Origin of the sequence: Bowmanella yangjiangensis (genome assembly GCF_017255015.1) — a bacterium.
GTDB classification, from domain to species: domain Bacteria; phylum Pseudomonadota; class Gammaproteobacteria; order Enterobacterales; family Alteromonadaceae; genus Bowmanella; species Bowmanella yangjiangensis.
Map to the genome: position 1 here is coordinate 1 of NZ_JAFKCS010000061.1, position 5,495 is coordinate 5,495.

Here is a 5,495-nt window from a genome sequence, read left to right on the forward strand (position 1 = left end):
CTGGCGGCGACCTGGTGGGCACGCATGAGCGGTGGTTCTACGCCGATGGGGTGGTGATCGCGCATGACGTCAGCGACTCATTGCCGAACACGGCCTGGGGGCTGCCGCAGGGTGCGGCGACCATCTTCGGCGGGCAGGTGACGCAGCCTGACCTGAGCCACAGCTACTTCACCGAAGTACCGACCACCGGCGCGGGCGGCTTGGCAGTGCAAGCGCAGCTTGGCGTGCTGATCGGCTCGAACCACGCCTACATGCTGGCAGCGCTGCAGCAGGTGGCGAGCGCTGGCTGGGAGATCTCGTCAGGGCCTGTCGTCACGCCGACCGGCACCGTCGATGATCCGCTGACCAGCGACATCACTTTCACCGGCTCGGCTGAGCTGCGCCAGGGCAACGCGCTGGCTTTCCAGATTGCCTCGCACAACCCCGTGACCGGGCAGATCGCCCGCGCCTGGCCGGACCTTACCAACGTCAACTGGTGCTGACATGAATCGATACGTGAACAAGTGGGCGTATGCGCTCGAAGGATCGCTTGCGGCCAGCGGGAGCGTGTTGCCGGTGCCCTTCGGCGCCATGGAGCGGCTGGACGGGCCGGTGGGCTCTGTCTACGCGCTGACCCTGGCACCTGATCAGAACGTGCTGAACACCGCCCCCATCGAGATTGTGCTGGCCACCGTCACGGCGCCGGGGGCTTTCGCCATCACGCGCGGCGCCTATGGCACCACAGCACGCGACTGGGATGCCGGAGCGGTGATCTACGCCGTGCTGCTGGCCGAGCAGCTGAACAGCTTCGAGGCGCGGTTTGCCGACATGGAGGCGCGGCTGCAGGCGCTGGAGGGCGGCGGGGTTGGTGAAAACACGCTGACCACGGAGAGCGGCGAAGCCCTGACCGATCCGAACAATGAACCACTGACAACGGGAGCCTGATATGGCCGTACAGCATGTTTTTACCGGTGAAGGTGCGCCTGGCGTTGGTGTGACACCGACTGTCGGCGCGCATTACATCGACACCATCACGTCCAGGCACTGGGTTGGGGTATCTGATGATGTTGGTGTTTTCTGGCGCGAGACCCTCCTGCTGCGTGAGGCCAGTGCTGCGCCGTCCTTCACGCCGACAGGGCCGGAGATCGCCCTGGTCGAGGGTGCGGTGCCCGAGGTCCATATGGCGATCAGCGATGGTGAGGGCGGGTATGCCTGGCACCGCCTGGCCCTGTATGCCGATATCGGGGGTGGTGCATGACGCCGGCCTGCCTGGATCTGCCCATCGTTCCTGGCGCCACCAACCGCAAGCCCCTCTACCTGCTGCAGCCGCGCGTCGAGCGTAAGGCCATCAGCGTGATTCAGAAGACGCCTTCGTTGCTGCTCACCGTGCCCGGGCACGGCTTGCCGGCCGAGTGGCCGTGCTGGGTGGAGGGCGTCAGCGGCTTCACCGCACTCAACCGCCAGCCGCCCCAGCAGGCGCCGTGGATGGTGGGTGTGATCGATGCCGACACGGTGGAGGTCAACGCACTGAACGGCGCCGGCCAGAACGCCAGCGGCGGCTGGCTGGTGTACCAGCCTGGCGTCGACCTCACCGACGCTACTGCCCAACTCACGATCACAGGGCCTGGCTACACCCTGGAGCTGACCAGCGCCAACGGTGGCCTGGAGGTGCTCGGCGTTGGGCGCCTGAACATCGTGCTGACGCCGGAGCAGAGCGCGGCCATTCCCCATGATGGCGTGACCTACACGCTCGACATCACCTGGCAGAACGGCGACGTGAGCCGCTGGCTGGATGGGCCGGTGACGGTTCGCCGAGGGGGTGGCCATGGCTGCTGCACCTGATGTGATCTTGCTGGGGCAGCCGTTCGTGCTGGTGCACCAGCCAGTAGCGTCGCCGGTCGTGGTGGTCGCTGCAGGCACGCAAGGGCCGCCAGGGCGAGATGGTGTTGGTGCAGGCGGCATTACCTACGTTCAGGACCACGTGCCGACTGGCGCGAGCGAAAGCGAAACCTGGTGGAACCCGCTGACCCTGCAGCTCAAGGTCTACCACAACAACGATTTCGAACCTGTGTCGCCGGATGGCGGCCATTTCTGAGGAGCCAACCATGGCCGACATCATCCGCATCAAACGTTCCGACGCGACCTCGGCGCCGAGCAGCCTGGCCGCTGGCGAGCTGGCTTACTCCGAGGTTTCTGGCTACCTCTACTACGGCCGGATCAGCGACGGTGCGCCGATCATCATTGGCGGCAAGGCGCTGAAGGACAAGCTGGACAGCCTGTCCTCAAGCGACATCAGCGATTTCGCGGCGGCTGTTGGCGCCATCATCGAGGCGGCCAGTATCGGCGCCCTGAGTGATGTGGACTTGACCGGCGCTGCGAACGGCCAGGTGCTGGTCTACCGCGATGGCGTGTTCGAGATGGAGGCCATCCCCAGCGGCGTGACCACGTTCATCGCACTGAGCGATACGCCGGCCAACTTCACCGGGGCGGCTGGGCGCTTTGTGAAGGTCAATTCTGGTGCCACGGGCCTGGAGTTCGTGGACGGTATCGACGGCGGCACTTACTGAGGTGAGCCATGGCTGATCTGATTCGGCACAAGCGCTCGGAGACGGCAGCGGCTGTGCCGAGCGCCGGCCAGCTGGAGCTGGGCGAGCTGGCTATCAACGTTGCGGATGGACGGCTGTACTTCAAGAAGTCGAGTGGGGAAGTCGTTGCGGTCGCGAACTTGGCCGACATCTGGGCGATGCAGCCGATCGGCAAGCCATTCGGCCTCTGGACTCACCTAGCCGGCGTGGCCGTCCCGCCGACCGATAACCCGAACTACCGCTACATCAAGCTGACGGCGAGCGACAGCTACAACACTGGCGTGTTGACGTCTGAGAGCGTGAGCGGCTCGGCGCCGCTGGTGCAGGCCACTGCGGTGATCAATGACGCTGGCAGCCCGATGGATGGGGAGACCGTGCGGCTGATCAATACCGAGCGGCGAACGCTGCGTGCAGGCAGCAGTGGGGTTGTGGAGGCCGATGCTGTCCAGGGTCACCATCACTTGGTGAGAGACAGCGGGGGGCTTGGCATAACGCGACCAGCAGGTGGGGGCGTAGGAGGGACTTCGCCGACTGGCGCGGCTGCGCCTGCACAGGGCAGCGAGATGGTTGCCAGAGCGTTGAGTAACGACGGGGTGAATGGAGACCCGCGCGTTGCAAACGAAACGCGGACGAAGAACATCGGTGTCGACTACTACATGAGGATTCGCTAATGCCCTACGCAGCAGAAGGCCGCATCGGGCAGGACCCGATTCCAGGCGGCATCGCGATCACAGACGAGCAGTATCAGCAGGCGCTGGCGGGCCAGCTCGATGGCCTGCATGTGCAGATCATCGACGGTGTGTTCTTCGTCGGCCCCAAGCCGGAGCCCGAGCCGGAGCCAGATCCCGAACCGACGCCTGAGCAGCTGCTCGCGCAGCGTCTGTTGGCGAGCAACAGCCAGTATGAGCAGGCCACCGCCGCGCTGACGGCGGACTATCCTCAGCTGGAGAAGGACACCTGGCCGACGCAGGATGCCGAGTCGAGCGCCTGGTTGCTCGATCCCCTGGGCGCCTCGACGCCCTGGATCGACCGCGCTGCAGCGGTGCGTGGCCTCGATCGCGAGGAGTACTTGCGCCGCACCCTGGTGAAGGCGCGGCAGTTCGTGATCATGTCCGCCTGGCTCACTGGCCGCCGGCAGGGCTACGAGGATGCGATCAAGGATGGCAGTGATCCGGTGCTCGACTACCAGCTGCCGGTCGAGGTGCTGCTGGAGCTGCAGGCAGTTCAGCAAACGGTGATGACCGCGCCGACGGCGCAGCTCAAGGAGGCCTTGGCATGAACGACGTGAAGCTGGCGTTGTACAAGGGCAAGGGGCAGATCGGCAACGCGCTGATCCGCTGGTGGACGCGCAGCGTCTACAGCCACTGCGAACTGGTGGTGGGCGGCTACTGCTACAGCAGTTCGGTCATGGACAAAGGTGTGCGAAGCAGGCGAGTCGGCGACGGCGAGGACGAGATTTCGCTCGGGTCCGCCAGCTGGGACCTGATCGACCTGCCGGATGCTGATGGGGCTGCCGTGCTCCGATACTTCGAGCGCACCGACCCGGACACCTACGGCTGGCCGTCGCTGATCATGAGCCAGGTCTTCAACCGCAACCGCCAGGTGGAGCACGCCGCGTTCTGCAGCGAGTGGTGTGCCGCTGCCCTGGGCCTGCCAAACCCGGCCAGCTACAGCCCGCACACGATTGGCGGGCTGTGCGAGTGGCTGGGCACTCGGGCGGCGGTCAAGTCGCCCTGAGCAGCTCGCCGCGCACGATCATCACCGACTGAGGCGCCTGCACCATGATCCGTGCGTGCTGCTGGGTCGGCTTGACCCTGCTGAGTGAGATGGTGATGCCTTCCCTGATCAGCTCATCCAGCTCTGCTGCGGTCATGTTCTCGTCGAACAGCAGGCGAATGTCCTCGCCCTCATACCGGCTCACTGTCAGCCCCATAACGCTCTCCTTGCTGGGTATGTGAACCGGCAGGGTATCCCAAGACCACCCGGCCCGCCACGAGCGGGCTTTTTTGTGCCTGGAGAAATCATGACGCAACGTGAACGAGACATCGACGTGCTCGCCCGCACCATCTGGGGCGAGGCACGAGGCGAAGGCCGCGCCGGGCAGATCGCCGTTGGCTGGTGCATCCGCAACCGTGTGGAGATGGACCTGCACAACGACGGCAAGCCCGACTGGTGGGGCGAGGGCTACGAGGGCGTGTGCAAGGCGCCCTGGCAGTTCAGCTGCTGGAACCTGAACGACCCGAACTCGGCCTACCTGCGCGGTGAGAAGCAGATCCCGTCCGGCCAGTTCATGCAATGCCGCGAGGCGGCCCTGGCGGTGATCGATGGCCAAGAGCCCGACCCGACTGGTGCCGCCACGCACTACTACGCCACCACGATGAAGAAGCCCCCGGCCTGGGTGAAAGGGGCGACTCGCACCCGCAAGATCGGCCGGCACATCTTCTTCAAGGATGTGCCGTGATGGCCGCCTGGTTGAAGCTGGTCCCGTCCTGGGCCTGGCCGTGGATAGCAGGCGTGGTGCTGGCCTCGGTGGTTGGTATCGGCCAGCAGATCCGCGTCAGCAGCCTGCAGGGTGACTTGCAGGCCGAGCGCTCGGCGCGGCTTGATGATGCGGACAAGCTCGGCGCCTGCCGGGCAACGCGCACCACGCTGCTCGGCCAGGTCATCGAGCAGAACGACGCGCTGGCGGATCTGCGCGGAGCGGCGCAGGCGCGAGCGGCGGAAGTGCAGGCCTTGCAAGCACAGGCCGAGGGCATGGCGATGCAGGCTGACCATCAGGCGCAGCAGGTGCTACAGGAACGCACGCCGGCCGGCGTCGATGCCTGCACTGCTGCAAGCCAGGCATTCGACGATGAGCTACGGCGGGAGCGTGCGCAATGAAGCGGTTGATAGCTGTCCCGTGCCTGGCTCTGGCTGGTTGTGCCGGCCAGG

12 protein-coding genes are annotated in these 5,495 nt (G+C 65.7%); 11 read left to right on the forward strand and 1 reads right to left on the reverse strand.

The features are described from left to right. From J0A65_RS21210 to J0A65_RS21250, 9 genes are all read left to right on the forward strand, one after another. Positions 1 to 482 (forward strand): hypothetical protein (locus J0A65_RS21210; protein ID WP_206596329.1); only part of this gene is annotated, 482 nt, incomplete at its 5' end. 1 nt (position 483) lies between these two features. After that, entirely contained in the window at positions 484 to 924 is a 441-nt protein-coding gene (locus J0A65_RS21215) for a hypothetical protein (RefSeq protein WP_206596330.1), read from the forward strand. 1 nt (position 925) lies between these two features. Further along, a complete protein-coding gene (locus tag J0A65_RS21220) occupies positions 926 to 1,237 on the forward strand; it encodes a hypothetical protein (RefSeq protein WP_206596331.1) in 312 nt (103 codons plus the stop codon). Next, the gene (locus tag J0A65_RS21225) at positions 1,234 to 1,821 is read left to right on the forward strand and encodes a hypothetical protein (protein ID WP_206596332.1); all 588 of its coding nucleotides are present in this window, start codon (positions 1,234 to 1,236) and stop codon (positions 1,819 to 1,821) included. Before J0A65_RS21220 ends, J0A65_RS21225 begins: the two co-directional genes overlap by 4 nt. Next, positions 1,805 to 2,074: a hypothetical protein gene (locus J0A65_RS21230; RefSeq protein WP_206596333.1), complete on the forward strand. Its 270-nt coding sequence runs from the start codon at positions 1,805 to 1,807 to the stop codon at positions 2,072 to 2,074. Before J0A65_RS21225 ends, J0A65_RS21230 begins: the two co-directional genes overlap by 17 nt. 10 nt (positions 2,075 to 2,084) lie before the next feature. Then, positions 2,085 to 2,546: a hypothetical protein gene (locus tag J0A65_RS21235; protein ID WP_037053248.1), complete on the forward strand. Its 462-nt coding sequence runs from the start codon at positions 2,085 to 2,087 to the stop codon at positions 2,544 to 2,546. Positions 2,547 to 2,554: 8 nt separating this feature from the next. Beyond that, a complete protein-coding gene (locus J0A65_RS21240; RefSeq protein WP_206596334.1) occupies positions 2,555 to 3,235 on the forward strand; it encodes a hypothetical protein in 681 nt (226 codons plus the stop codon). Next, positions 3,235 to 3,843 carry a hypothetical protein gene (locus tag J0A65_RS21245; RefSeq protein ID WP_206596335.1) on the forward strand — a complete coding sequence of 203 codons (609 nt, stop codon included), beginning with the start codon at positions 3,235 to 3,237 and terminating at the stop codon, positions 3,841 to 3,843. Before J0A65_RS21240 ends, J0A65_RS21245 begins: the two co-directional genes overlap by 1 nt. Beyond that, positions 3,840 to 4,301, forward strand: a complete 462-nt coding sequence (locus tag J0A65_RS21250; protein ID WP_206596336.1) for a hypothetical protein — start codon at positions 3,840 to 3,842, stop codon at positions 4,299 to 4,301. The genes J0A65_RS21245 and J0A65_RS21250 overlap by 4 nt, the downstream gene beginning before the upstream one ends. On the opposite strand, the gene J0A65_RS21255 is transcribed toward J0A65_RS21250, so the two are convergent. Further along, the gene (locus J0A65_RS21255; protein WP_206596337.1) at positions 4,288 to 4,497 is read right to left on the reverse strand and encodes a carbon storage regulator; all 210 of its coding nucleotides are present in this window, start codon (positions 4,495 to 4,497) and stop codon (positions 4,288 to 4,290) included. The genes J0A65_RS21250 and J0A65_RS21255 overlap by 14 nt on opposite strands. 90 nt (positions 4,498 to 4,587) lie before the next feature. Between J0A65_RS21255 and J0A65_RS21260 the strand changes: the two genes are divergently transcribed. Both J0A65_RS21260 and J0A65_RS21265 read left to right on the forward strand, forming a co-directional pair. After that, positions 4,588 to 5,025 (forward strand): cell wall hydrolase, encoded by a 438-nt coding sequence (locus tag J0A65_RS21260; protein WP_206596338.1) that lies wholly within the window; start codon positions 4,588 to 4,590, stop codon positions 5,023 to 5,025. After that, positions 5,025 to 5,444 (forward strand): hypothetical protein, encoded by a 420-nt coding sequence (locus J0A65_RS21265; protein WP_206596339.1) that lies wholly within the window; start codon positions 5,025 to 5,027, stop codon positions 5,442 to 5,444. Before J0A65_RS21260 ends, J0A65_RS21265 begins: the two co-directional genes overlap by 1 nt. Positions 5,445 to 5,495 lie beyond the last annotated feature (51 nt).